Source organism: Undibacterium sp. WLX3042 (assembly GCF_049544825.1).
Lineage (GTDB): Bacteria > Pseudomonadota > Gammaproteobacteria > Burkholderiales > Burkholderiaceae_D > Undibacterium.
This window is the reverse complement of record NZ_CP186698.1, coordinates 1,429,625-1,454,862: the sequence shown is the minus strand read 5'-3', so window position 1 is coordinate 1,454,862 and position 25,238 is coordinate 1,429,625. Positions and strand designations below refer to the sequence as shown.

Below are 25,238 nucleotides of genomic sequence, written 5' to 3'. Positions count from 1 at the left end.
AAAGCCGCCAGCAAATGAGACTGCTGGCGGCTTTTTATTCAGACAGAACGACTTATTCGTCCTCAAACAGATTACCCAGGCCACCAAGTACTGAGCCCTGTTCTGCGCCTTTACCACCACCGATTTTAGACGCACCGACAATGCGGTTAGCGAGGCGGGATAATGGCAGCGACTGCAGCCAGACTTTGCCCGGGCCACGCAAAGTCGCAAAGAACATGCCCTCACCACCAAACAAGGCGGTCTTCACACCGCCGACAAACTGAATATCGAAATCAATGTCCTGCGTAAAGGCGACCACGCAGCCGCTATCGACGCGCAAGGTCTGGCCGGGTTGCAAAGTTTTTTCTATGATCGCGCCACCGGCGTGAATAAATGCGAGGCCGTCGCCTTCGAGCTTTTGCAACACAAAACCTTCACCGCCAAAGAACCCGGCACCCAGACGTTTCTGAAATGCGATACCGAGCGCCACACCTTTTGCTGCGCACAGGAAAGCATCTTTCTGACACAGCAAAGTGCCGCCCAGTTGTGCCAGATCCATAGGAAGGATTTTGCCGGGATATGCGGCGCCAAATGCGACTTTGCGTTTTTGTCTGCCGCCGTTCATGAATACCGTCGTGAACAAGGATTCGCCAGTCACCAGACGCTTACCGGCACCGAGCAATTTACCGAAAATGCCGCTTTGTGCAGCAGAGCCGTCACCGAAGATCGTCTCCATCTGGACGTCGTCTTCCATGTAAAACATCGCACCCGCTTCGCCGACAGCCGCTTCATTCGGGTCGAGTTCAATTTCGACAAACTGCATGTCGTCGCCGAAAATCTGATAATCAATAACGTCCATTGCCATGATGAATTTTCCTGATGAAAAAAGGTTGACCGGTGCAAAACACAGCGAGCGGCATTGTAGCCAGAACACTTATGCAAATGCCAGTTTTTCGCCCGGTAATATTTTTCAGAAAATACCGCAATACAAAACACATCAGTTCGTCGCCCGGCAGCTATTTTTCTGAGCACCAACGGCCATCGGCTGTCAGCGTCTGATCCATGCGCACTGCGCAAGGATATTCTTGCATTCTTGCCGCCACTCCCCTAGCATGGCACAGTCCATTTTCAAGCACATCTCCATGCCCGCCTTGCCTGAATTAAAAGAACTCGAACGCATCATTCAACTCGGACAGCCGCATCTGGAGGTTGACGTACTGTGCGAAATCGATGTCCAGCACAAGCGCTTTCCAGTCTACAAACTGGCACTGGGCAACCCCGACCCGTCTTTGCCTGCGATCGGTTTTTTTGGCGGTATACACGGACTGGAACGCATAGGTTCGCAAGTGCTGCTGTCTTTTCTGCGCGGATTACTGACCCGCCTGAAGTGGGATAAAAGCCTGCAACACATGCTACAGGAAGTGCGGCTGGTATTCATGCCACTGGTGAACCCCGGCGGCATGTGGCAGGCAACGCGTGCCAATCCGAATGGTGTTGATCTGATGCGCAATGCACCGGTAGAAGCAACCGAAAAAGTACCGTTCCTGCTCGGCGGGCATCGCATCAGCAAACACTTGCCGTGGTACCGGGGGCCAGCAGACGCTGACATGGAAGCTGAAAACAAGGCGCTGGTGCGCACCGTGCAGCAGGAATTATTGTCACGTCAGTTCAGTATCGCCATCGACTGCCACTCTGGTTTTGGTCTGCGCGACCGCGTCTGGTTTCCGCATGCGCACAGCGTGCATCCGATTCCGCATCTGGCCGATATTTTGTCGCTGGAAGAACTGTTCCAACAAACGCATCCGAATCATCGCTACCTGTTTGAGCCGCAAAGCCTGCAATACCGCACGCATGGCGACGTCTGGGATTATCTTTATTTGCAATCACAAGAACAACCCGGCAAAACTTTTTTGCCTCTGACGCTGGAAATGGGCTCGTGGCTGTGGGTTAAAAAAAATCCGCGTCAATTATTTTCGCGCCACGGCATGTTTAATCCGGTAGCAGAGCATCGCCTGCACCGTGTTTTACGGCGGCATACTTCGTGGCTGGATTTTTTAATGCGCGCCACCTGCGGTCATCAGGAATGGCTGGCGCAAGGCCCGACCCGCCTGCGCCTGCAGGAACGCGCCGTACAACGCTGGTATCGCCCATGACCTGGGTACTGCTGCGCGGCCTGATGCGCGAACAACGGCATTGGGGCAACTTCACGCAACAGTTTGCACAAGCCCATCCGCACGAACACATCATCACTCTCGATTTCGCAGGCAATGGCGCTTTATATCAGCAAGCCAGCGCCACCAGCATAGGCGCAATGGTCGAGCAGGCGCGTGGGCAAGTTCAACAACAACTTCAACAACAGCAAAGCGAAGACAAGATCAAACTGCTCGCCATCTCGCTCGGTGGCATGGTCGCGGTGGCATGGGCAGAACGCTATCCGCAAGAGCTGCAACGCATGGTGCTGATCAACACCAGCCTCGCGCCGCACAACCCGTTTTATCAGCGCCTGCGCCCGGCCAATTACCCCGCCATCATCGCTACCATGCTGACAGGAACACAGCGTCAGCGCGAGCAACTGATCCTGCGCCTGACCAGCCATCAGAGCGATGCCCCTCAAGCAGAACAACTGCTCAACGACTGGGTTCATTACGCGAAGCAATACCCTATCCGCCGCCGCAATATCCTGCGTCAACTGGTTGCCGCGATGCGCTACCGCGCACCCGCACAGGCACCTCAAGTGCCGCTACTGATGCTGGCCGGCGCCAGGGACGTGCTGGTCAGCCCGCAATGCTCCGCCACTCTGGCTCACCACTGGCAGGTCGAATTACGCATTCATCCCGATGCCGGACACGATCTGCCACTCGACGATCCCGCCTGGGTCATACAGCAAACGCTGACTTAATCATTGCGTCAGCTCTGCATCAACACGATATACACAGCACGCCGAGCTGTCGCCTCACGTACATTTACTTACACTTTTAATAAGAGATAAAAAGCATGCATTGTTAAAATTAAACTTCTATTCATATCAAAACACATCAGCAGGAAACTTTATGAGCCACCCTTCAGCTCGTCATCTCACTTCTATCGCTTCCATCATTTCTGCCTGCATTGCCGCCACATTATTCAGTGTCACCGCATCCGCGCAGACCGCCGCACAACTCGTGCAGGCATCGAATGCTTATGCTGATATGTGCAAAAAATCGGTCAATATGCCGACTGGGGAAAGTGACCTCAAAGACAATCCTAAGCTGGATGATTATTGCAAATGTTTTGCCGATAAATTTCTCACCCGAGCAATACAATCCCAACCCGGAGCCAGCCGGACACCGTTGCAGGAAACCCTGAAACAGGAAATGGAAATGCGCCAATCCTGCCGCGCCAAATATAATCTGCCCGCGTTAAAAAAATAGACCGCGTTCAACACGTACCCAGTCAGAATGCGCCTGCTGGCAGCGTTTCAGCCGCAAACGCGCATCACGTCTATGCCTTCCTTGCTTAATTGCGCCGGATTTCGCTTTATGACGACGCCTGGTATGCGGTCATACCCGCTGTATTATTAAATTATTGACATTCCCAGTCCTGCTGCTACATTGCTAACAGTTATTCTCTGCCCGCCTGACCTCTCTCAACAGGAGTCACATGTGAATACCCTGCCAGCAATCAAATGCGTCCTGATCTTATTCACCGTTTGTTGTCTTTCTGCGTGCAATCAGGAAAAAGCTCAGGCCTTGCAGCTTGCCGCGACCACATTCAGCAATGAAGCAGACCGCGCCTGCAAGATGGGTGCCGATAGTTTGCAGGCGGCTGTGGCCATGCCAGCACTTACCCGCTCAGACATCGCCACATCACTGGCGCAGGCTAAAAAATTCGGTGCTACTGAGCTCGATTTAATCTATGCCGACAACAGCATCACCGACAGCGCAAACGCACCAGCGCTGACTGCGCTGAATCAGGCCTGCGAGGCGCACCGGCAGCTCGCCGCCATGTACACCGATCTGCCGCGCGGCTACTTGCTGGCAACTGACGACGTGAAGAAAGCGCAAAAACTCGTGGTCAATGTCACAGCACGTTTTGCCAGACTGGGCCACATCTTTGCTGAATTACCGTCAACCGGTCGCGATAATATTGCCCGCATCCGCATTATCGAAGCCCGCAGCAGAGCCATGGCCGTTGCTGACGAAAAAGCCCGTACCGCATTGCTCGGCAGCGTTGCCGACGATATCCTGCAGAATCAAACCAACGAGGCGCAAAGCCGTGACCTCATCCTCAGCCAGTTTGCAAAAGCGACGGTACTCGGAGAAAAACTAGCAAAAACCAGCGTCCATTACGATCAAATGACAGTGGCGGATTTACTGGAATCACTCAGAGAATTTTCTGCCCTGTACGGCAGCATCACCAGCCGAGCGGCCACAGCACAAAGCGCTATCAGTAGTATCAACCGCGTAGAAGCAAACCTGAAAAATGACCCGGCGCTCAGTCCTTTGCTGGATGCCGTCGTCAGCCAGAAATAATGTGCTGTTAAAGGGAGAGACACCATGCCTGTCAAAGACAATGATGCTGACATGCTGCGCGTGATGGGCAACACCATCACCGATCTGCAAATCCGGTATCGCGCTGCGACGCTGGACGATCAGGCGGTGCTGATCGCGCCACTCAAAGAACTGCTGCAAGACTACGGCGACTATCAGGCACGTTTGTTGAAAGCCGGCACGATTACCACTGATGCCGAACTGGCGCAAATGAAAGCCATACAAACCGCCATCAGCGACGATGCCGACCGCCAGGATTTGCTGGTCGCCATCGCAAAAATCGTCGCCCTGATTGCAGCTGCCTGAGCGCGGTCTCATCGCAGAATTAGTACATTGCAAGTATCCTTTACAGCGGCGGGGCGCTCCGATGGCTGTTCTCTCTGCGTTCAGACTTCTGTGTTCTCAGATTGCCCCATGATCACCCATTTCTTTTTCTATCATCACGCAGCGGAGTTGTTATGAAACGAGTCACAGGCATAGGCGGTATTTTCTTCAAAGCCAAAGATGCACCGGCATTGCAGGCATGGTACAAGCAACATCTGGGAATCGATGTGCAGGTCTGGGGCGGCGCAGCTTTTGACTGGGCAGATGCTGATGGCAAGCCAGTTGCTGGCACTACGGCATGGGCCATACATCCGCAAGACAGCGATCATTTCGCGCCGGGTTCTGCCCCGTTCATGGTGAATTACCGGGTGGAAGACCTGCACGCATTAGTCAGGGCATTAAAGGAAGAAGGCTGTCACGTGCTTGATCAGACAGATGACTCCGACTATGGAAAATTCGCCTGGGTGATTGATCCCGAGGGAAATAAAGTCGAACTGTGGCAACCGCCGCCAGGCCAGTAATCGCACTTTCACATTCAAATTGCGGGATACCTGCCCGCTGTCAACACAGATAACCAGCGTGCGGCGTTGTTGCAAAAACGCCGGCACGCTTGTCTTCCTATGCAGATACCATCGGCTGAACAAGTCCGGCTGACGCCGGCGCGGGTCGCCCCGGGGCAGATACGGGGTGTTCTGGCCGCATCCCTGATCAACTGCGCAAGTGCCTCAAAAAGATAAATATTGTTAAATCATCAGAAATCAGACCGGTTTGTGCAGCGCTCTCTTCGTTACCGAAGAATGGTTCCAATTACGATGCAGATACATTGAGTTACAATCAGGTGCATTATGTTGCATGAATAGGTAGCGCTGTGCCTCAGGTTGAACGAAACATTCCCACTGTATTGACGCCCGGTCTTTTTGCCCATCTGAAACGATGCTGTCAGTGGACAAATGAGATCGCAACGAGCCTGGCATGGGCGTACAAAATGACGTCGGTGACAAACACGGTCAACCTGGAACGAAAAAGTAAATTTGTCGCACGTACACTGCTCAATTTAAAACCCAGCGTATCGTGGTATCAATTTGTCAGAAGCAGCTATTTACGGCCACTTGTCGGCAACGATGCCAACCTGCTCGACGTCATTCATCGCCCTTTCTTTGACCGCAACACCAGCGCCATGGAGCGGGTGAACACGCTCGTCTGCCATTTTGAATTACTGCATACTCTGCTCGGTACAAAAACTACGGCGAACATTGTCAGTGGTCATCGCTTTTTACTGTCACAGTGTACCGGGAAAAATGACGAGCACTTCACCATTCATCTGCTGCGCGATGATGCCTTCAAACGCGAGGGCGGCATCACACTGGCACTGAGCATGAATGAGCAGGCACTGCTGTATGTCACGTTTACCCTCGTGAAAAATCGCCACGGCAATGCAATCAGGGTCGGCGGCATACAATCCAACCGTGGCAATTGCCGCCAACTGGCGCGCACAGCCACCAGCGCCTTGCATGGCATTCAGCCGCGCCTGCTGTTGATTGAAGTGTTACGCAATCTTGCCGCACAGATCAATTGCACGACAATAGAATGCGTCAGTGAACAAAACCACATCTACCGCGCCTGGCGCTATCGCCAGAAAAAATGTATTCATGCCGAATACGACCAGCTGTGGCTGCTCGCCGGCGGCAGTCAGAATCAGAGAGGGAATTTTGAAATCCCGCATACGCAGGATGAAAAACCCATAGAATCGCGGCCATCCAACAAACGCAGCGAATATCGCCGCCGCGCCGCGCTGACCGAAGCCATGCGCGCCCAGATACACGCCGCCATCCATGCCCACGGCCACCACTTGCACCGCGCCCACAGCTACACCTCACATTAAGCGGACGATCTGGCACGACTGAATGTCGCCATAAAACAAGCCATCGCCGCGGTCATACGCGCATCGCGTCAATCGGCGTCACGCCACAAACCACACTCGCCCACAGCGGCATTTCCGCCGTCCCCAAATTACTGACATCGCTGGAACACTGAGACCAGCATTGCCTGTTTTTTCCTCTTTTTTGCCTGCCTGAGCTAAAAATATACTGGGTGGAGTATATTTAAAACCCCTTTGTTTTATTCAGACATTAAGGTATTTTTGGCAGATACCCCCCTATTTTTGCCAAAAATGGCATGATTTAAAGAGCGCTGTAGCTCTGTTTCCGCCTACGCCGGGCAATGTCAGATTCTGATTTTTTGGTCTGATGAAAAACGATGGCTTTGGTTGCTTTTTTTGCTGCCTGCCTCGTGCTGACAAGATGCGTGTTGAGACAATTTGATCTGCACTTTTTGTCGATCTGCTGGTACCTGCTATTGATCAGGTACCAGCAAAAGCAATCAAGCGTCGTACGGGCTTCAAAAGGATTAAAAAAATTGCATTTGTTTAGGCGGTCGGTTATCTTTCAAAAATGAAAATTAAATCATGTTAGGCACTTTGACAATTAACACTCTTTCAATTACTGAAAATGGCTAAATCATACGAAGAAAAACAATTCACGCAACTATCTGGGGAATTTGGCGTTGTGTCTGAGCTTTGTCGTCGTCAAATACAGGCCTCATTGACCTACGGGAATAGCAAAAGTGCCGATGTTTTTGTCATAGACGGAAAGCTCGGTCGTTCAATTAAGGTTGAAGTTAAAACTAGCGTATTAAAGGGATGGGTTGTTGATGCACGAGCCCTTAATGTTGAGCGACACATAATTTGGGTATTTGTTTACATGCCTAAACCTAACGATGCTGCTAGTCGAGCGCAAATTGCAGAGATTGGCGCCAGCACCCCAAGTTATCATGTTTTAACCTCAAAAGAGGTTAGAGATATCTACACTAAAAAGAAGGAGGAAAAGTTTAAAAAAGGTACAAAAGGGCCTATATCATTTGGATTTGCGGACGTTCAGTTTGAACAGAACAAATGGATAAAAGTTAAAAATGCCTTGCTACTAAACGTACGCAAAGCACCTGGTAACAATGCCTAACTCTGCAGTCGAGCGGGACAACCAACAAGCTGCGCTTGTTGGTGCCCTCCGCGCTTCCCGCTCCGGCTGCCCCTCACTTTCACGTTAGAACTCACAACAAGAGGTGTCCTGTGGCACATGAAATCGAATTCCCTCGCAACATAGACAACGTGCTTGCTTCCGCTAACGAGCACGGTCTCTATGTGATATCCGGATGGACTATTGGCATTCCGCGACAAGTCGCTATCGACTACGCCAAGTCAATCAACACTGACCCGAATGCAGGCTTCTTTCAGTATGAAGGCAAGGTGGTTCTCTCTCATCGAGACAGCAAGATCACCCTGTCTCAGCAAGAGGCCAATGCAATAGTCGATCTAATCAAGGCGGCTTATGGTCCGTTCTAACAATTCATTCAAGCCGATGCCGCTTCGCGGCGCGGCTTAACTTAAGCGTTAGGCCGCAAGAAATCCGCTCGCAGGCGACAAACACAAACACCGAATAAGCAGGAGTAGCAATGTTCAGCCTCATAGTTAAAGGCAATGCGTGGGCCGACGACCAAGACAGATTCCCTAGCAGCCGCGTGTTCGAGTACACAGACGCTGATCTACAGACTCGATTCCAACCAAATGGCGTCTTAGATTTGGCGGCACTTATGCAACTGCCGACCGTATTTGTCGAAGAGACCAGTGGGCGTGGAGATCAAGTGGCGCGAGTCGGGCGTCTGGTTGCTGGACACTTAGTTAATCGCGAACTCGTTCTTGAATACATCTACGATCCAGGAATTCCACCTCTCACCAATCGCCATTTTCAAACCTTTGCGGCTGAGCTGGAAATTACGGATTTCCAGTTCAGCCGGACGCATTGGTCAGTGAAATCAGCCGACCTATTCCGCTCGCTTCTTCGGAACCTCCAGCCCCGCAGGAGTCGGCCGACCGTCTTTCAATTGCAAGACCCCGAGTCCATCGAGCCCACACTCATATCGGCCATGATGCCATTCCACCCCAACTTCACTCCGGTGTATGAAGCGTTACAGAGAGTGGCTGCTGCTTGTGGCCTGCGGTGCCGTAGGGCTGACGACATCTGGGAAAACCCAGCCGTCATTCAAGATGTTGTTTCTCTGATCGATAAATCTCGGATTGTCATCTGTGACTGCACGGGCCGAAATCCCAACGTTTTTTATGAGGCTGGTATTGCTCACACGCTCGGACGTGAAGTAATACTTATCACTCAGAGCGCGGAAGACATTCCATTTGATCTTCGGCATCTTCGTTATGTCCAGTACCTCAACAATGGCGAAGGTCTTACACAATTGCAAACACGTCTACAGCAACGCCTTGAGGCACTCGGATAACCCGTCACTGCCTAACTAGGCGGTCAAGCGGACGTCGCTTACCTTGGGCGTTGAGCCTCTCATGGATCAGACACTCAAGCCGTTCGCTGGTGTTCGTGTTAGACGACTCCTTAGCAAAGCGGCGTATGACGGTTGGTGCATAAACCAGCGCCAGCATCGGAGAAAACGCAGCAAACGATTACGCTATCCGCCACCACTTTCCAGCAGTTTGAGCACTGCTGATTTCCTCACTCCTCAGCAGCCCCCTTTCTGTTTCACCCCGCCCGTTTCGCCGCTATCGCATTGCCTGCGCGGCTGACGGCTTTGCGGCCGAGGTGGGTGGAGATGAATTGTCCGGCGTCGACCACTGCGTCCAGATCAATGCCTGTGTGGATGCCTAATCCCTGCATCAGGAACAGCACGTCTTCGGTGGCGACGTTGCCGGTGGCGCCTTTGGCGTAAGGGCAGCCGCCGAGGCCAGCGACGCTGGAATGGAAGATACTGATGCCGACTTCCAGACTGGCGTAAATATTCGCCAGCGCCTGGCCGTAGGTGTCATGAAAATGGCCGGATAAACTGTGCAGCGGAAATTCTTGTGCGACGAGTTGCATCACGTGTTGCACCTGGCGCGCAGTGCCGACGCCGATGGTGTCGGCGATGTCGATTTCATCGCAGCCCAGATCGCGCAGGCGGCGGACGACATCGGTGACGCTGGCAGGTGCGACTTCGCCCTGATACGGGCAACCGAAAGCGCAACTGATGGAGCCGCGCAAACGGATGTTATTTTGCTTGGCCGCCAGCGCGACATCGCGGAAACGTTCTATCGATTCTGCTATCGAGCAATTGATATTTTTTTGCGCAAAGGCTTCGGAAGCGGAGCTGAAAATCACGACTTCATCAGCACCGGCAGCGAGCGCGGCTTCAAAGCCTTTCATATTCGGCGTTAGCACCGAATAAATCACGCCGGGTTTGCGGCTGATGCCAGCCATGACTTCGGCCGACGTGGCCATCTGTGGCACCCATTTTGGCGAGACGAAAGAAGCCGCTTCGATGTTCACAAAACCGGCAGCGGTGAGGCGATTGACGAGTTCGATTTTAATGTCGGCGGGGATGCTTTCTTTTTCGTTTTGCAGGCCGTCACGCGGCCCGACTTCAACGATTTTGACTTGTTGCGGTAGTGATGTGTTCATCTGTTTTCCTTTTGCCTGCATAGTCTGTGTAGTCTGTGAATAGCGGCGGCTGGCTTATGTTTATGTTTATGCCTGCGCCTATGCCTGCGCTGCGCGACGGATGATGTCGAGATACTGGCGCGTGACATTGTCCATGCCTTGTTCCAGGCTTTCAACAATCACGGCATGGCCGATAGAAACTTCGAGTATGTCTTTGATCTGCAAAAATTTGCTCAGGTTTTGCAGGTTCAGATCATGCCCGGCATTCACACCCAGACCGGCGCGTTGCGCGCGCATAGCAGTGTCGGCAAAGGTCTGCAGCACCGCATCGTTTTTTGGTGTGCCATAGGTTTCGGCATACGGCTCGGTATATAACTCAACGCGGTCAGCACCCATTTGTTTTGCCAGCGCCAGATCGGCATCGCTGATACCGGCATCCACAAACAGGCTGCTGCGTATGCCAGCGGCTTTCAAGCCTGCCAGCACTGGCTGCAATAAGGCGGCATCTTTGCGCATGTCCCAGCCGTGATCGGAAGTCAGCTGATCCGGCGCATCGGGCACCAGCGTGCATTGCGCGGGGCGATAGCGATACACGACTTCCATGAATTCCGCTGCCGGATAACCTTCAACATTCAATTCAGCACCGCGCTGCTGGCATAACTGCCCCAGACTTTCGACATCAGAATAACGCGCATGGCGTTGATCCTGACGCGGATGCAGTGTGATGCCTGCCGCACCAAGATCGAGAAAACGCGCAGCAAACGCATCGACATCAGGATAATTGCGACCGCGCGAATTGCGGAGTAAGGCGATTTTGTTGATATTGACAGAGAGTAGAGTCATGCTTATTCCTTAGGCGATACGCGCATTGCAGGCGTGATCGCGGTTGACACAAATACGGTAAATTTCTTCCAGCACGGCTTCTGTTTCATTGAGCATCTGATGATTCCAGAAACGGAGCACCGTGATATTTTTCTGTTCTAAAAATGCATCGCGCCGCTGATCGTAGTTTTGCTGTTCGCTATGCTGCCCGCCATCGAGTTCGATCACCAGTCGGTGTTCTGCACAATAAAAATCAACGATGTAAGGCGCAATCACATGTTGCCGCCGGAACTTGGCATTCGCCAGACGGCGGTTACGTAACAAACTCCATAACAAGGCCTCTGCATCCGGCATCGACGTTCGCATTGCCCTGGCATAGCGCTTTAAATCTTCCGGCACAACGCTGGGATGACGAGGAAAGAGGTCAGGCATATTGTTCACTCTCAACGGCACTATCTGTCGGTAAAGTTTGCTTTGTTTTGCAGTGTGCTTCCCTCGCCCGATTTCGAAAGAGGGCTGCTTTTTACTCCCCTCACCCGCTGGCGGGAGAGGGGCTGGGGGTGAGGGTAATGCCGTTGATCATTCCACGGCTGATCCAGCGCCCTCATCCCTGCCCTTCTCCCGCGTGCGGGAGAAGGGTTCTGACTGCTCATTCTATCTTCGCTCTTACTGCGCAAACGCCAGCAATTGTGCGCCTTCGCTGACCTGATCGCCGATCGCGTACAACACGTCGTCGATCACGCCATCGTGCGGAGCGGAAATCGTGTGTTCCATTTTCATGGCTTCCATAATCAGCAGCGCATCGCCTTTTTTGACTTCCTGTGCTTTCGCAACTAACACGGCGACGATCTTGCCCGGCATCGGTGCGGTCAGGCGGCCGCCTTCGGCTTCGGTTTCACCGGCATGGGCAAGTGCATCGCTGTAATGCAGATCGGTATGCACGCCCTGGCTGAACACGTGGAAGTGTTCGCCATCGCGCACGACGGTGCCGCTGACGGTGCGGTCTGCGATTTTCAGTACCAGATCGCTGCTGCCGCTACCACTGACAGACGCGAGCCGGACATCAACCGCGCCACTGTCGGTGCGTAATGTCCAGCCATCGGCCAGATACGTGAGCTGCACACTGTGCTGGTGATGTTCTTCAGCGAACTGCAAGCTGCGCTGCATCAGGCTGTTCATGCGCCAGCCGTGGCTGCTCTGCCACGGGTCACTGCCGCCGGATTTTTCAGACAGCAACAGAGACACCACGGCCAGTGCAATCACATCTGCCGCTGCGGGTTGCGCTGCTGGAAATAACTGTGCTTCGTTACGCGCAATCAGCCCGGTATCGAGATCGGCATTGGCAAAGGCGTCGCTGTGTATCAGGCGCGACAGGAAGGCGATATTCGATGACAAACCGACGATCTGGTATTGCGACAAGGCCTGCGCCATGCGTGCCAATGCTTCGGTGCGGTCTTTGCCCCAGACGATCATTTTGGCGATCATAGGATCATAAAACGGTGAAATCGTATCGCCTTCGCGCACGCCGCTGTCGATGCGGAAACCTGCTGGCTCTGCGCTGCCGCCGAGTTCAAAATTCACGGCTGCCGGGGTGCGCGCATGACGCAAAGTGCCTATCGATGGAAGGAAACCTTTTTCAGGATTTTCTGCATACACACGCGCTTCTATCGCATGGCCGTGTATTTGCAATTGTTCCTGTTGCAGTGGCAAGGCTTCGCCTGCTGCGACACGCAATTGCCACTCCACCAGATCGGTGCCGGTGATCATTTCTGTGACCGGATGTTCTACCTGCAAGCGCGTATTCATTTCCATGAAATAGAAAGAACCATCTTGGTTAGCAATGAACTCGACCGTGCCCGCGCCGACATAACCCACCGCTTTGGCTGCGGCAACCGCCGCTTCACCCATCGCGGCGCGGCGTTCCGGCGTCATGCCGGGTGCCGGTGCTTCTTCTAATACTTTCTGATGACGACGCTGTACCGAGCAATCGCGTTCAAACAGATATACGCAATTGCCATGCGTATCGGCAAACACCTGAATCTCGATATGGCGCGGACGTTGCAGATATTTTTCTGCCAGCACTTTATCGTCGCCAAAAGAATTGATCGCTTCGCGTTTGCAGGACGCCAGCGCCTCTTTGAAATCCTTGCTGTGTTCAATCACGCGCATGCCTTTGCCACCACCACCGGCACTGGCTTTCAGCAAGACCGGATAACCGATGCGGTCTGCTTCATTCTGTAAAAAATCGGCATCCTGATTGTCGCCGTGATAGCCGGGCACCAGCGGCACATTGGCTTTTTCCATTAGCGATTTTGCTGCCGATTTGCTGCCCATTGCTTCGATCGCAGAGGCTGGCGGGCCGATAAAAGCAATGCCGTTTTTAGCGCAGGCTTCGGCAAATTCACTGTTTTCAGACAAGAAACCATAACCCGGATGGATCGCCTGTGCACCCGTCGCTAAAGCCACTGCAATAATTTTGTCAGCACACAGATAGCTTTCTTTGGCGGCAGCCGGACCGATCAGCACGGCTTCGTCGCAAACCGCCACATGCTTGGCATTGGCGTCCGCTTCCGAATAAACGGCGACGGTTTTGATACCCATGCGGCGTGCAGTAGCAGCGACACGGCAGGCGATTTCGCCACGATTGGCGATCAGGATTTTGGTGAACATGTCTCTTTGCTCTTAGTTATAGTGAATCGGAAATAGCGTTCTTTTTAGGACTTACGCAAAGCTGCTCCGGCAAGGCATGGCGACGAAGACAGTACGAATAGTACGACTAGGAGCCATAACGCCACTGGGGCGGTTTTGCGTAAGTCCTATGCAAGGATGAACGTGAACCGCATGACTTGTGATCAGTTGGCATCGCGTTGTGATCATCCGTTTTTTTAATTGCAGCTACCCGCTTTTGCTTCGACTTTGCCACGTGTTTTCAAACCTAATTTATCCAGCAGCACACGATCATCCGCAGCTTCGGGATTTTCTGTCGTCAGCAATTTATCGCCGTAGAAAATCGAATTCGCGCCAGCCAGGAAGCACATTGCCTGCACCGCTTCGCCCATCTGACGGCGACCTGCGGACAAACGGACGCGCGCTTTCGGCATGGTGATGCGAGCCACCGCGATCGTGCGCACGAATTCCAGCGGATCAAGCGGATCCAGCCCGTGCAATGGCGTGCCCTCAACCTGTACCAGATGATTGACCGGCACTGATTCAGGATACGGATTCAGATTTGCCAGCTGTGCGATTAAGCCCGCGCGCTGGCGGCGTGATTCGCCCATACCGACGATGCCGCCGCAGCAGACTTTCAGACCAGCGGTGCGTACATGTCCCAGCGTATCGAGCCTATCCTGATATTCGCGAGTCGAAATCACATTGCTGTAAAACTCCGGTGCGGTATCCAGATTGTGGTTGTAGTAATCGAGACCTGCAGCCGCCAGACGTTGTGCCTGTTCTTCTTTCAGCATGCCGAGCGTGGCACAAGTTTCCAGACCCATGGCTTTCACTTCACGCACCATGGTTTCAACTTTTTCCATGTCGCGGTCTTTTGGTGAGCGCCATGCTGCGCCCATGCAGAAACGGGTCGCACCGTTTTCACGGGCGGCTTTGGCGGCATCCAGCACTTCGCGCACGTCCAGCATTTTTTTCGCTTCGACGCCGGTGTCGTAACGCGCGGCTTGCGGGCAGTAGCCGCAGTCTTCTTCGCAGCCGCCGGTCTTGATCGACAACAGTGTCGCCAGCTCGACATCGCCATCCGGGAAATTGGCGCGATGGGCGGTCTGTGCTCTGAACATCAGATCGTTGAATGGCAAATCAAACAGCGCCAGCACCTCATCAACCGGCCAGGTTTCGGCTTCGATTTTTTTGACGGGCGCTTGAAACTGTACGGCGTGTTGCTGAGTGTCATTGGCTTGCATAAAACTTCCTTTACTTCAAAAAATTCAGATCAAGATATGCAGCGGCAGCATGTGCCTTCTGCGTATCCTCAAGGTTCAGACGCGGAATACTTCCCAGCAGCGGCGCGGATAAACGATCACGCAGGGCGGCGATATTTTCGTCGGGATACAACATCTGCGTATCGACAATATTTGCAACCCAGCCCGCCAGTCGCAAACCACGGGCGGCAATTGCTTGCGCCGTCAGCAGCGCATGATTGATACAACCGAGGCGTATACCAACCACCATAATCACTGGCAGATTCAATACCTGCGCCATGTCTGCGGTGTCATGGCGCTCATCCAGCGGCACGCAGAAACCACCAACGCCTTCGACGATCACGGCATCAGCGAGCTGCATCGCCTGTTGATAGGCATCCACAATCTGTGGCAATGAAATACTGATCTTCTCGCGTTGCGCCACGATATGCGGCGCTGCCGGTGTCTGCATCAGATACGGACAAATGATGTGTTGCGGTGCTTTCACGTCGGACGCCTGCACCAGGCTATCAACATCCTCGTTATGCCAGACGCCATCTCGTAATACTGCACCAGCTGCGATGGGTTTCATCCCCAGACTGCGAACACCTCGTTGTGACAAGGCCAGCAACAAAGCACTGCTGACCAGCGTCTTGCCAATTTCGGTGTCAGTACCGGTCACAAAATAATCATGCGGACGCAACGCGGACATCAGGCCACCTCCGCAAAACACTGCGCCACATAATGTATCTGATCCAGACGGTTAATCGCCTGCACTAATTGCAGTACCTGCACTTCCGTATGGGCGGCAGACAAGGTCACGCGCAGACGCGCTGTATCGAGCGGTACCGTTGGTGGACGTATCGCCCCTACCCAGTAACCCTGATCCAGCAGATTGCCGGCAACGGCCAGCATCGCATCATTTTTGCCGATAACCACCGGTTGAATCGCGGTGTCAGACGGCATGCCGTGCCAGACTTTTAAGTCCTGACCGTGGCGGAACATGTGTATGAGCTTGTTCAGATGTGCGCGTCTTTGCTGCCCTTCTTCACCGGCAATAATATCGATGCTGGTCAGCAGTGCATGCGCCAGCGCAGGCGCCGCAGCAGTGGTGAAAATATAGGCACGGGCTTTTTGTATCAGCCATTCGATCACGGTTTCATGCGCGGCGACAAACGCGCCACCGACACCGGCAGCTTTACCCAGCGTGCCCATATAGACCAGATTCGGTGAGCGCAGATGGAAATGTTCCAGCACACCGCGACCATGTTCACCCAGTACACCGAAGCCATGCGCGTCATCGACAATCAGCCACGCATCATATTGTTCGCATAAAGCCAGCAAGGCCGGGATGTCCGCGATATTGCCATCCATACTGAAAACGCTGTCGGTGACGACGATACGTTTTTTGCTCGTACAATTTTTCAGCATGGCTTCCAGCGCGGCGTAATCGCGGTGCGCGAACACCTGGGTTGCGGCACGCGATAAACGCACACCGTCAATCAGCGAAGCGTGGTTCAGTTCTTCTGAAAACACGGCAGCATCTTTGCCTGCCAGCGCAGTGATCACGGCCTGATTCGCCATGTAACCGGTGCAGAAATACAAAGCACGCGCCTGATCGATATTCGGTGCCATGAATTCTGCCAGCTTCTGTTCCAGATTCGTATGCGCGCGACTGTGGCCGCTGATCAGATGCGATGCACCGCTGCCTGCGCCATACAGACTGACACCTTTTTGCAAAGCCTGCGTTACCAGCGGATGCGCCGCCAGCCCCAGATAATCGTTGCTGCAAAAGGCGACGTAGTCTTTACCATCGGCACGCACATCCGGTGCGCATGGCGTTTCTACGGTGCGGCGACGACGGATCAGATGCTGTGCTTCCAGCGCATCGAGATCATCACGCAAGGTTTGCAACAGCGGCATTCTGGCAGCAGCAATCCGCAGATTGCCGCTCTTGTCATTCGCTTGATTACTTTGATTACTACTCATACCGCTCATGCCATAACCTCTTCAAATACTTTCATGGTCTTCTGTGCCAACAAAGCGATTTCATCGTCGCTCAACATATACGGCGGCATCAGATAGACGCTGCGCCCGATCGGGCGCATCAATAATTCCTGCTGCAAGGCAGCGCTGAAAAAACGGCGCGAAAATGTCGTCGCTTTTTCAGCGTCATCGACGATCGCATCAAACGCAAAAATCATCCCTTGCTGGCGCACATGCTGCACACGCGGATTATCGCGCAATGGCGCAAACGCATCGGCAAACATCTGTGCTTTGCGACGGTTCTGCACCAGCACATCATCCTCTGCAAAAATCGCCAGCGTCGCCAGTGCCGCGCGACAGGCCAGCGGATTGCCGGTGTACGAATGCGAATGCAAAAAGCCACGCCGCACGTCTGCATCGTAAAACGATTGATAAACCGCATCGGTCGTCATTACCAGACTCAGGGGCAGATAACCACCGCTGATGCCTTTTGACAGACATAAAAAATCAGGCCAGATCTGCGCTGATTCACAGGCAAAGAAAGTGCCGGTGCGGCCACAACCGACCGCAATTTCATCAGCGATCAGATGCACCTGATACTGATCGCACAATTCGCGCAGACGCCGCAGATACACAGGATCATGCATCGCCATGCCAGTCGCACATTGCACCAGCGGCTCGATAATCACCGCAGCAATTTTGCCTTCGCGCTGCTGCAACACACGTTCCAGATCAGCTGCAGCACGCAAAGCGACATCGGCCGCCGTTTCGCCTGCCTGCGCCAATCGCGCATCAGGCGAAGCAACCACGTGTGCCCGTTGCAGCATGGGGCCATAGGCTTCGCGGAACAGGCTGACATCCGTGACTGCCAGCGCACCGACGGTTTCACCGTGATAGCTGCCTTGGATGCAGATAAACTCCTGCTTATCAGTTTGACCGCGGTTACGCCACGAATGGAAACTCATCTTCAGCGCAATTTCGACCGCCGATGCACCATCGGAAGCGTAAAAGCAATGACCAAGTTGATGGCTGGTTAACGCGGCTAATTTTTCTGATAATTCTATGACCGGCGTATGCGTAAAACCGGCCAGCATTGCATGTTCTAACTGATCAAGCTGATCCTTGAGTGCGGCATTAATGCGTGGATTGGCGTGACCAAACAGATTCACCCACCATGAGCTGATGGCATCGAGATAACGCTTGCCATCCATATCGTACAGCCATGCACCGCGCCCGTGACTGACCGGAATCAGGGGCACCGTTTCATGGTGCTGCATCTGGGTACACGGATGCCAGACATGTTGCAGGCTGCGTGCGACCCATTCATTTTGTGTATTGAAATTCAAACTTGCTCCAGACTACTTTTAAAACCCGCACATTTTACGGGCATTTCCAGCTAATTTAATTTCGCAAGCCGCATAAATACTGAGCATCTGTATTGAAAGTTTTTAAAAAAACCATGTTATTCCTGCCGGATAACCACACATTCAACGAAGAAAGTCTCGGCTAAAAGGATTGCCGCAATGCGATGCCCAAGGCGCATTATCAAGTCTGCATTTCGAGCAGATGGTTTTCAATATGCATCACATGGGCATGCGCAAATTCCGTCTTACTCAGCAAGCCATACGCGAAGTGCGGTTGCAACTGAGCACGGTATGCCTGAAACTGCCGCAGAGCAGTGATCACCTGATCTATCGCCTCATCTACATTGCCTTCGTCAGCAATAACCGGAGCACCGGGAATAGGCTCAGTCAGATTGTGGCGCATCGCACCTGCAACGGAAAATGCGTAAAAAGCCGCACTACCTGCAGTATGCTGGAATACCTCTGATTTCAGCTCAGGATAACCAGTCATCGAATACTGTATGCTCTGCGCCAGATGCACAAACACCTTGTACGGCGACCAGCCGCTTTTGGCGATCAACTGCCGGGACTTCAGGCTGTCTAACAGGGTCAGCATACGCTCTACCGATGTGATTTCTACGGTCGATTTGCGGTACGTCGCCAGACCTGCTGCTGCCAGCGCCGTCACTGCGACGGCCCCCGTCAATAAGGTGCGCTTTTTCATACTAACCACTCCGGTTTGCGTTTTTCCAGGAAAGAACGCACGCCCTCGCGCCCTTCATCAGACGCGCGTATCTGCGCAATGCCTTCCACCGTCGCCGCGATCAGTTCCGGCGTCAGCTCACGGCTGGCGACGTCCTGTACCAGACGCTTGGCCTGACGCACGGCATGCGGGCTGTTCGATACCAGCGCCTTGACGATCTCTGCCACTTTGCTATCGAGCATGTCAGCGCTCACCACTTCATGCACGAAGCCGGTACGATGCGCCTCTGTCGCACTGAAACGTTCGGCTGTGATGAAATAACGCCGCGCCGCGCTCTCGCCCATGGCCTTGATCACATACGGCGAAATCGTCGCCGGAATCAGGCCGAGCTTCACTTCACTGAGGCAGTAATTTGCGCTATCCACACTGACCGCAATATCACATGCGGCCACCAGCCCCATGCCACCGGCATAGCAATCGCCCTGCACTTTCGCGACCACCGGCTTGCTGCAACGGTAAATCGCCGCCAGCATCGCTGCCAGCTGAGCAGCATCGGCAAGATTTTCGGCATGCGTGTAATCCGCCATCTTCTTCATCCAGTTCAGATCAGCACCGGCACAAAACGCCGGGCCATTCGCTGCCAGCACAATCGCACGCACAGCCGCGTCCGCATCGAGTGCCTGAAACACCTGCGTGATTTCCGCTATCGTAGTTTCATTGAACGCATTGCGCACATCGGGACGATTCAGGGTCACGGTGGCAACTCGCTGATCTACGTGAACGGTCAGCGTTTGCAGGGAATCATTATTAACTGTCATTGTGCATGTCTCTTATATTCTGCAATTATTTTTTGATTATTGACGGAAGCCATTGGCATCTAAAAATTCGCTGACCAGCGGCTCCCAGATTTTTATCCCCGACGAAAAGAGGCTGTGGCCATCTTTCGCGAACGGCGACATTAATCTGAACTCGGCCTTGCCACCGGCTTTTACAAATGCGGCATGCCATGCCTGGCTGTAACGCGGTGAAAAATACTGATCGTTTTCGGTGTAAATCCAGAGCATCGGTGCTTTGCTGGTCTGTCCGAAAGTCGCATACATTTTTTCGAGTTTATGTCCTTCGCAAGGCTCACCCGGATGACCGACAGGATCACCACCGGAACCACCGGCAAAATTAATCGCGGCAACTAAGCCAGGCGGATTCTTCGCCGTCGTTGCGACTGTGCTGTAACCACCGACCGACTGACCGACGATCACCAGACGGCTGGGATCAACAAATTTTTGCTGACGCGCATGGTCGATTACCGCCAGAATTTCGGTGCTGGCCGCTTCTGCCATCGGTGCGTAATTCTTCCGGTTACATGCGCCACTGTCTTCGGGATCAGGATCAGTGCCCATTTCGCCATAACCGATACGGGTCGGTTCAAATACCGCGAATCCCCGCCGGACAAAATAACGGACTTGCTGGGTATAGCGAAAACGCGGCGGTTCGGCACGGTTCGTCGCACTGCGCCCATGATTTAAAATCAGAATCGGAAAAGGTCCGTCGCCATCGGGCTTAAATTGCGTGATGACGACTTTGCCTGTAATGGAACGGCCATACATATCCTTCACCGTAACATCAATTGCGCTGACCGATTCATTTAAATCTTTTGCCAGCTTTGCCGTTGCGGCAGCTGGTGCAGCAGCCAACGTATCGGCATTCTGTGCCTGTGCATGCGCGGGGGTGAACGCAGACACCCACAACAGCATTAATGCAAATCCGCAAATAAAATCACCGCGTCTCATGATCATTACATCCTGAATAACCCAAACTTCAGATCCGGAATCGGCGCATTCAGCGCGGCACTCAAGCCCAACCCCAACACCATGCGGGTATCGGCAGGATCGATCACACCGTCATCCCATAAACGGGCGGAGGCGTAATACGGATGCCCCTGATGTTCGTATTGCTCTTTGATCGGTTGCTTGAATGCGGCTTCTTCGTCGGCACTCCAGCTGCCGCCTTTGCTTTCGATGCCATCGCGTTTCACGGTCGCCAACACACTGGCGGCCTGTTCGCCGCCCATGACGCTGATACGTGCGTTAGGCCACATCCACATGAAGCGCGGCGAGAAAGCGCGGCCGCACATACCGTAATTACCGGCACCAAAACTACCGCCGATAATGACAGTAAACTTCGGTACATTCGCTGTCGCTACGGCCGTCACCATCTTCGCGCCGTTACGTGCAATGCCTTCGTTTTCATATTTGCGCCCGACCATAAAGCCAGTAATGTTCTGCAAAAACACCAGCGGAATTTTGCGCTGGCAGCACAGTTCGATGAAGTGCGTGCCTTTCAATGCAGACTCAGAAAACAAAATGCCATTGTTTGCAATGATGCCGACCGGCATGCCGTGAATATGTGCAAAGCCGCAGACTAAGGTCGTGCCATAGCGCGCTTTAAATTCGTCGAAATGGCTGCCATCGACGATCCGCGCAATCACTTCGCGCACATCGAAAGGCTTGCGCGTATCGACCGGAATCACGCCATACAATTCACTGGCCGGATACTTCGGTTCTTCGACTGCTTTCAGCACCACGGTCTGTGGCTTCTGACGGTTCAGATTCGAGACAATGGTGCGCGCCAGCGACAACGCATGCGTATCGTTCTGCGCCAGATGATCGACCACGCCGGATAAACGCGTATGCACATCGCCACCGCCGAGGTCTTCGGCGCTGACGACTTCACCCGTTGCGGCTTTTACCAATGGCGGGCCGCCGAGGAAAATCGTGCCCTGATTTTTAACGATAATGGATTCATCACTCATCGCCGGTACATACGCGCCGCCAGCAGTACAGGACCCCATCACCACCGCGATTTGCGGAATGCCTTTGGCCGACATCGTTGCCTGATTGTAGAAAATGCGACCGAAGTGATCGCGATCCGGGAACACATCATCCTGATTCGGCAGATTCGCACCACCGCTATCGACCAGATAAATGCAGGGCAGATTATTTTGCTCAGCAATCTCCTGTGCGCGCAGATGTTTTTTGACGGTCATCGGATAATAGGTACCGCCTTTAACGGTCGCATCGTTACAAACGATCACGCATTCCTGACCGGCGACACGACCGATACCGGTAATCACGCCTGCCGACGGTGCCGCATCATTGCCATTTTTTTCCTTGTACATGTCATAGGCCGCAAGCTGGGAAAATTCCAGAAACGGCGTGCCTGCATCCAGCAGCATTTGCACACGATCACGCGGCAACAATTTACCGCGCGCCAGATGTTTGCTGCGCGCTTCGTCTCCGCCACCCAACGCTATTTTTTCTATTTTAGCTTTCAGATCATCCACCACCACCTGCATTGCAGCGGCATTGGCTTTGTAATCATCAGAACGTGGGTTCAGTTTGGATTCTAGGATTGTCATTATTTGGATTCCGGTATTGATTTATTTTTGAGGAAAGCTGCCGTCGACATACAACCATTTGCCGTCATATTTCACAAAACGGCTGACTTCGTGCAGGCGGTGCGCCTTACCTGCAATTTTGTAGCGAGCGACAAACTCCACGATGGCCTGATCGCCGTCCTGCTGATGTTTCCTGACTTCCAGCCCCAGCCAGTTAGTCGGATCATCATGTGTGATGCGCTCTGACGGACAAGTGCGCTCATCCCAGGTCGCGCGCAGATAGGCTTCATCATTGCGCGTATAAGCGCTGTAACGCGAACGCATCAGCGCTTCTGCTGTTGGTGCGACTTCTGCACCGCTGATATAAACGCCACAGCATAGTTCATACTTTTTTGCTGAACCGCAGGGACACAGGTTCGCATTTTTTTGCTCTTGACGACTCATACCACTTTCTTGATTTCCTTAGCAACAGTCGGTGCGCCTGCGGCTTTCCAGGCAGTAAAACCACCTTCGATATGAGCAACATTTTCCAAGCCCATATCCATCAACGTCTTGGTGGTCAGGGCACTACGCCAGCCTGCAGCGCAAAATAAAATAAATTCTTTATTCTCACCGAATACAGGGCGGAAGTAAGGTGAGTCCGGATCAACCCAGAATTCGATCATGCCGCGCGGTGCGTGGAATGCTCCCGCAATCACGCCTTCACGCTCAAGCTCACGAATGTCGCGCACATCGATAAATTGCACGTCACCTTTATCCAGCTTCGTCAGTGCTTCTGCGACGCTGTAAGTCCTGATCTGTGCGTATGCTTCGTCCACTAACTGCTGATAGCCCTTTTTCAACATGCTGTTCTCCTCGTGACGCAGAAAAATTCTGCGTTTGCTGACCGGTTATGTTTTGATGAGTCCGATTTTTTATCTGGATGATGCTGATTAAAAACCACCTTGCGCCAGCCAGTGTTCGACTTGCGGCAGGCGATCATTGCCCCAGAAAGATTCGCTATCGACGATGATCCACGGTGCACCAAAGATGCCTTTTTCTATCGCCTGTTCGCATTGCTCTTTCAGCGCCTGCTTGTAATGAGTATCTTCGCAGGCAGCCGCTGCAGCGGCACCAGCCAGCCCCATCGCGCTTATCTGCGCCGCCAGCCAGTCAGTGTCGTTCAATGCTGCCGGTCCGGAGAAATATGCACGTGTGACCTGACGCACGAATTCACCGACACGCTTCGGCGCAGTGTCCTGCAGCCACAGGCAAACCCTTGCGGTATTCTGGGTTGCGATAGGAAACGGTTCAGGCAAAACAAACGGCACGCCTGCATAACGCGCGGAGCGTAAAAAATCATGCTTGAAATAATCCGCCATTTGCGGTGGCCGCATGGTCAGCGGACTCGATCCGGTCACTTTGAATACAGCCCCCAGCAACATCGGTTTCCAGCTCACTTCGCGACCGTGCCTGGCCGCCAGTTGTTCTATGGATTGCGCAGCGATATATGCATACGGCGAAACAAAATCAAACCAGAATTCGACAGGTGCTTTCATCACGGTGTCCTTTTATAAATGCAGGATGCTGTTGACAAGGTATACGCTCAGGCCAGCGCGCGGCTGATCAGGATTTTTTGTATTTCTGAGGTGCCTTCGTAAATCTGGCACACGCGTACATCGCGATAAATCCGTTCTACCGGAAAATCACTGACGTAGCCGTAGCCACCGTGTATTTGTATCGCATCGGAGCAAACTTTTTCTGCCATTTCAGACGCAAACAATTTCGCCATCGCTGCTTCTTTCAGACAAGGCTTACCAGCATCTTTCATGCTCGCTGCATGCCAGATCAGCTGACGTGCAGCTTCGATCTGCGTTGCCATGTCCGCCAGCTTGAATTGCACTGCCTGATGTTCGTAAATTGATTTACCGAAGCTGTTGCGGTCTTTCGCATACGCCAGCGCCGCTTCAAACGCGGCGCGCGCCATACCGACCGATTGAGATGCAATACCGATACGACCACCTTCCAATCCCGACAGCGCGATTTTGTAACCCATGCCTTCTTCGCCAATCAGGTTTTCAGCCGGGATACGGCAGTTCTCAAACAGAATTTGCGCGGTATCAGAAGAATGCTGACCCATTTTGTTTTCGAGCCCGGCAACGATGTAACCCGGCGTTTTGGTCGGTACCCAGAATGCGCTGATCCCTTTTTTACCCGCGGCTTTATCCGTCACCGCCATCACAATCGCGACGTCTGCATGTTTGCCGCTGGTAATGAATTGTTTGACACCGTTCAGTACATAATCGTTACCTTCACGACGCGCAGTCGTTTTCAGATCAGATGCATCGCTGCCCGCATGTGGCTCTGTCAGACAAAACGCACCCAGCATCTCGCCTTGTGCGAGTGGCCGCAGCCACTGCTGCTTCTGTGCATCATTCGCATACATCATCGCAATACTGCACACCGGGCAGTTATTCACGGACACGACTGTCGATGTACCGCCGTCGCCGGCAGCGATTTCTTCCAGCACCAGCGCCAGCGACAGGTAATCCATGCCGGCACCGCCAAACTCCTCCGGTACCGCAACGCCGTACGCACCCATCTGTGCCAGCTCTTTTAATTCGGCGGCGGGAAAATGGTGTTCTTTATCCCAGCGTGCCGCATTCGGCACCAGTTTTTCCTGTGCAAATGCGCGTATCGCATCGCGGATCATTTCGTGTTCTGCTGTAAGTAACATACCTGGTCTCGTTCTGATGTTGTTCTGTCTTTTTTTCTG

At 53.2% G+C, this 25,238-nt stretch carries 27 protein-coding genes; 10 read left to right on the top strand and 17 right to left on the bottom strand.

Features of this window, described 5'->3' with window-relative positions; translation table 11 throughout:
• Positions 1-52: 52 nt before the first annotated feature.
• Positions 53-844: a TIGR00266 family protein gene (locus ACPAOP_RS06555; protein ID WP_423709723.1), complete on the bottom strand. Its 792-nt coding sequence runs from the start codon at positions 842-844 to the stop codon at positions 53-55.
• A gap of 247 nt (positions 845-1,091) precedes the next feature.
• On the opposite strand from ACPAOP_RS06555, the gene ACPAOP_RS06550 reads away from it, so the two are divergent.
• The 10 genes from ACPAOP_RS06550 to ACPAOP_RS06505 all read left to right on the top strand — a co-directional run bounded on the left by ACPAOP_RS06550 (position 1,092) and on the right by ACPAOP_RS06505 (position 9,176).
• Positions 1,092-2,132: a M14 family zinc carboxypeptidase gene (locus ACPAOP_RS06550; RefSeq protein ID WP_423709722.1), complete on the top strand. Its 1,041-nt coding sequence runs from the start codon at positions 1,092-1,094 to the stop codon at positions 2,130-2,132.
• A complete protein-coding gene (locus tag ACPAOP_RS06545) occupies positions 2,129-2,878 on the top strand; it encodes an alpha/beta fold hydrolase (protein WP_423678867.1) in 750 nt (249 codons plus the stop codon). Before ACPAOP_RS06550 ends, ACPAOP_RS06545 begins: the two co-directional genes overlap by 4 nt.
• A 151-nt stretch (positions 2,879-3,029) precedes the next feature.
• Positions 3,030-3,389 (top strand): hypothetical protein, encoded by a 360-nt coding sequence (locus ACPAOP_RS06540; protein ID WP_423709721.1) that lies wholly within the window; start codon positions 3,030-3,032, stop codon positions 3,387-3,389.
• A 231-nt stretch (positions 3,390-3,620) separates the two neighbouring features.
• Complete coding sequence (locus tag ACPAOP_RS06535; RefSeq protein ID WP_423709720.1) at positions 3,621-4,490, top strand: hypothetical protein; 870 nt, start codon at positions 3,621-3,623, stop codon at positions 4,488-4,490.
• Positions 4,491-4,514: 24 nt separating this feature from the next.
• Positions 4,515-4,814 (top strand): hypothetical protein, encoded by a 300-nt coding sequence (locus ACPAOP_RS06530; protein WP_423709719.1) that lies wholly within the window; start codon positions 4,515-4,517, stop codon positions 4,812-4,814.
• Positions 4,815-4,966: 152 nt separating this feature from the next.
• Positions 4,967-5,353 (top strand): VOC family protein, encoded by a 387-nt coding sequence (locus ACPAOP_RS06525; protein WP_423678863.1) that lies wholly within the window; start codon positions 4,967-4,969, stop codon positions 5,351-5,353.
• Positions 5,354-5,817: 464 nt separating this feature from the next.
• The gene (locus ACPAOP_RS06520) at positions 5,818-6,714 is read left to right on the top strand and encodes a DUF535 family protein (protein WP_423709718.1); all 897 of its coding nucleotides are present in this window, start codon (positions 5,818-5,820) and stop codon (positions 6,712-6,714) included.
• A 625-nt stretch (positions 6,715-7,339) separates the two neighbouring features.
• Positions 7,340-7,846 (top strand): hypothetical protein, encoded by a 507-nt coding sequence (locus tag ACPAOP_RS06515; RefSeq protein ID WP_423709717.1) that lies wholly within the window; start codon positions 7,340-7,342, stop codon positions 7,844-7,846.
• Between the two features lie 110 nt (positions 7,847-7,956).
• Positions 7,957-8,229 carry a hypothetical protein gene (locus tag ACPAOP_RS06510; RefSeq protein ID WP_423680060.1) on the top strand — a complete coding sequence of 91 codons (273 nt, stop codon included), beginning with the start codon at positions 7,957-7,959 and terminating at the stop codon, positions 8,227-8,229.
• 110 nt (positions 8,230-8,339) lie between these two features.
• Complete coding sequence (locus tag ACPAOP_RS06505; protein WP_423680059.1) at positions 8,340-9,176, top strand: hypothetical protein; 837 nt, start codon at positions 8,340-8,342, stop codon at positions 9,174-9,176.
• Between the two features lie 254 nt (positions 9,177-9,430).
• Here ACPAOP_RS06505 and ACPAOP_RS06500 read toward each other — a convergent pair whose 3' ends face one another.
• The 16 genes from ACPAOP_RS06500 to ACPAOP_RS06425 all read right to left on the bottom strand — a co-directional run bounded on the left by ACPAOP_RS06500 (position 9,431) and on the right by ACPAOP_RS06425 (position 25,199).
• Positions 9,431-10,345 (bottom strand): hydroxymethylglutaryl-CoA lyase, encoded by a 915-nt coding sequence (locus ACPAOP_RS06500; protein ID WP_423709716.1) that lies wholly within the window; start codon positions 10,343-10,345, stop codon positions 9,431-9,433.
• Between the two features lie 78 nt (positions 10,346-10,423).
• Positions 10,424-11,167: a pyridoxine 5'-phosphate synthase gene (locus tag ACPAOP_RS06495; protein ID WP_423709715.1), complete on the bottom strand. Its 744-nt coding sequence runs from the start codon at positions 11,165-11,167 to the stop codon at positions 10,424-10,426.
• A 9-nt stretch (positions 11,168-11,176) separates the two neighbouring features.
• Positions 11,177-11,578, bottom strand: coding sequence for an endonuclease domain-containing protein (locus tag ACPAOP_RS06490; protein WP_423680056.1), 402 nt, complete (start codon positions 11,576-11,578; stop codon positions 11,177-11,179).
• Between the two features lie 234 nt (positions 11,579-11,812).
• Positions 11,813-13,816 carry an acetyl/propionyl/methylcrotonyl-CoA carboxylase subunit alpha gene (locus ACPAOP_RS06485; RefSeq protein ID WP_423709714.1) on the bottom strand — a complete coding sequence of 668 codons (2,004 nt, stop codon included), beginning with the start codon at positions 13,814-13,816 and terminating at the stop codon, positions 11,813-11,815.
• 215 nt (positions 13,817-14,031) lie between these two features.
• Entirely contained in the window at positions 14,032-15,060 is a 1,029-nt protein-coding gene (gene bioB, locus ACPAOP_RS06480) for a biotin synthase BioB (RefSeq protein WP_423709713.1), read from the bottom strand.
• 10 nt (positions 15,061-15,070) lie between these two features.
• The gene (bioD, locus tag ACPAOP_RS06475) at positions 15,071-15,769 is read right to left on the bottom strand and encodes a dethiobiotin synthase (protein WP_423709712.1); all 699 of its coding nucleotides are present in this window, start codon (positions 15,767-15,769) and stop codon (positions 15,071-15,073) included.
• Positions 15,769-16,980: an 8-amino-7-oxononanoate synthase gene (gene bioF / locus ACPAOP_RS06470; protein WP_423709982.1), complete on the bottom strand. Its 1,212-nt coding sequence runs from the start codon at positions 16,978-16,980 to the stop codon at positions 15,769-15,771. Before bioF ends, bioD begins: the two co-directional genes overlap by 1 nt.
• A 71-nt stretch (positions 16,981-17,051) precedes the next feature.
• On the bottom strand, positions 17,052-18,389 hold the full coding sequence (gene bioA / locus ACPAOP_RS06465) for an adenosylmethionine--8-amino-7-oxononanoate transaminase (protein WP_423709711.1): 1,338 nt from the start codon (positions 18,387-18,389) through the stop codon (positions 17,052-17,054).
• 199 nt (positions 18,390-18,588) lie between these two features.
• Positions 18,589-19,110 carry a DUF1569 domain-containing protein gene (locus tag ACPAOP_RS06460; protein WP_423709710.1) on the bottom strand — a complete coding sequence of 174 codons (522 nt, stop codon included), beginning with the start codon at positions 19,108-19,110 and terminating at the stop codon, positions 18,589-18,591.
• Complete coding sequence (locus ACPAOP_RS06455) at positions 19,107-19,907, bottom strand: enoyl-CoA hydratase/isomerase family protein (protein ID WP_423680049.1); 801 nt, start codon at positions 19,905-19,907, stop codon at positions 19,107-19,109. Before ACPAOP_RS06455 ends, ACPAOP_RS06460 begins: the two co-directional genes overlap by 4 nt.
• 36 nt (positions 19,908-19,943) lie before the next feature.
• Positions 19,944-20,876, bottom strand: a complete 933-nt coding sequence (locus tag ACPAOP_RS06450) for a dienelactone hydrolase family protein (RefSeq protein ID WP_423709709.1) — start codon at positions 20,874-20,876, stop codon at positions 19,944-19,946.
• Between the two features lie 5 nt (positions 20,877-20,881).
• A complete protein-coding gene (locus ACPAOP_RS06445) occupies positions 20,882-22,504 on the bottom strand; it encodes a carboxyl transferase domain-containing protein (RefSeq protein WP_423680047.1) in 1,623 nt (540 codons plus the stop codon).
• 21 nt (positions 22,505-22,525) lie between these two features.
• Positions 22,526-22,927, bottom strand: coding sequence for a YchJ family protein (locus ACPAOP_RS06440; protein WP_186897552.1), 402 nt, complete (start codon positions 22,925-22,927; stop codon positions 22,526-22,528).
• Positions 22,924-23,328, bottom strand: a complete 405-nt coding sequence (locus ACPAOP_RS06435) for a rhodanese-like domain-containing protein (protein WP_186863423.1) — start codon at positions 23,326-23,328, stop codon at positions 22,924-22,926. The genes ACPAOP_RS06440 and ACPAOP_RS06435 overlap by 4 nt, the downstream gene beginning before the upstream one ends.
• Positions 23,329-23,415: 87 nt before the next feature.
• Positions 23,416-24,021 (bottom strand): 2-hydroxychromene-2-carboxylate isomerase, encoded by a 606-nt coding sequence (locus ACPAOP_RS06430; protein WP_186897551.1) that lies wholly within the window; start codon positions 24,019-24,021, stop codon positions 23,416-23,418.
• A gap of 47 nt (positions 24,022-24,068) precedes the next feature.
• On the bottom strand, positions 24,069-25,199 hold the full coding sequence (locus ACPAOP_RS06425) for an acyl-CoA dehydrogenase family protein (protein ID WP_423709708.1): 1,131 nt from the start codon (positions 25,197-25,199) through the stop codon (positions 24,069-24,071).
• Positions 25,200-25,238: the final 39 nt, after the last annotated feature.